This is a genomic window from Gemmatimonadota bacterium (assembly GCA_009838845.1).
Taxonomy (GTDB): domain Bacteria; phylum Latescibacterota; class UBA2968; order UBA2968; family UBA2968; genus VXRD01.
In genome coordinates this window covers 26,471-28,253 of sequence record VXRD01000077.1, presented here as the reverse complement: position 1 = coordinate 28,253, position 1,783 = coordinate 26,471, and the positions used below count along the sequence as shown (strand labels likewise).

Here is a 1,783-nt window from a genome sequence, read left to right as displayed (position 1 = left end):
CCATCATCGGCTACCGTCACTGTCAACGACAACGACATTCCACAGATGACAATCACGGCGAATCGCGCGAGCGTCACTGAAGGCACGGATGCCACATTCACAATCACAGCAGATCCCAGACCGGCAACCGCACTAACCGTGAACGTGAACGTCACCCAAACCGGCGATGTCATCAACGGCACCCCACCCTCGACAGTCACCTTCCCCGCCAACCAGACCACCGCCACGCTAAGGGTAGCAACAGACGACGACAATGTACGCGAATCCGCTGGTACTGTAATCGCGCAAATAACGTCAGGTGTGGGCTACGCAGTGGGCACCCCATCCTCGGCGAGCGTAACCGTCAACGACAACGACACACCCCCGAACTCGCCAGCTACAGGCGCCCCAATAATCATCGGCAAACCCGAGTTGGGTGAAACCCTAAAAACCGATGTCTCCAACATCCGGGATGCCAATGGCCTCACCAATGTGTCATACGCCTATCAGTGGATCCGCGTAATCGGCAGCATGGAGACCGAGATCCCCGGAGCCACGGGATCAACGTACACAGTGGTAACAGCCGATAGTGGTTACCAGCTAAAAGTTCGGGTAAACTTCAATGACGATTTGGGCTATCCCGAAGAATTGGAAAGCGCGTTGACAGCGATGGTAGTCATACCGGGCGTCACGCCGGTCATAACAATCACAGCGGACCCCCCAAGTGTCACCGAAGGCACGGATGCCACATTCACAATCACAGCAACCCCTGCACCCACAATCACACTCACCGTGAACGTGAACGTAACCGAAACCGCCAATACCCTCAGCGGCACACCGCCATCAACCGTCACCATCAGCGCTGGCCAAACCACCCTGACAGTAGCAACAGACGACGATAAAAAGGACGAACACGCCAGTGTCGTAACCGCGCAAGTGCAAACCGGAGCTGGCTATGTAGTGGGCACCCCATCCTCAGCCAGAGTACTCGTCCTGGATAACGACTTGCCACCCGCGATAGACGCAACCCTGAGCAGCCTGACCATCAACCCCGGCGTGATGACCCCGACATTCGCCCCGGAGACATTGTCCTACACCGCATTAGTACCGCACGCGACCTCAACGGTAACAGTCACAACAACACCCAAAAACCCGAACGCAACCGTAGCCATCAACGGCCAGAACACCACCACACTGAACATACCATTTACCGGTGACACGATGGACGTCACAGTAACAGTAACAGCCGTGGATGGCGTCACCCAATTGACCTACACCATCACCGTCAACCGTGCGCCAGCAGGACTTCCACAGGTGACCATCACAGCGAATCCCACAACCGTCACCGAAGGCACGAATGCCACCTTCACAATCACAGCAAAATCGGTAACCGATCTGACGGTGAACGTGAACATCACAGAAACCGCCAAAATGCTTATCGGCACACCGCCTTCAACCGTCACCATCAGCGCTGGCCAAACCACCGCCACGTTGACAGTCGCAACGCACGACGACGATATAGACGAACACGCCAGCGTGGTAACCGCACAAGTGCGAGCCGGAACAGGCTATACAATAAGCGATCCATCCCTGGCGAGCGTACTTGTGCTGGACGACGAAGTGGTGTTATCGACAGACGCAACCCTGAGCAGCCTGACCATCAACCCCGGCACACTGAACCCAGCATTCGATCCCGACACATACACCTACACTGCCACAGTGCCGTACGCGACCTCAACAGTAACAGTCACAGCAACACCCAATGACACAGACGCAACCGTAACCATCAACGGACAGACCGCGA

The 1,783-nt window shown here is 56.1% G+C and carries 1 protein-coding gene; it reads left to right on the top strand.

Annotated features, from left to right (window positions below; all coding sequences use genetic code 11):
- On the top strand, nt 1-1,783 hold a 1,783-nt coding region (locus F4Y39_10120; GenBank protein MYC14068.1), incomplete at both ends, for a cadherin-like beta sandwich domain-containing protein.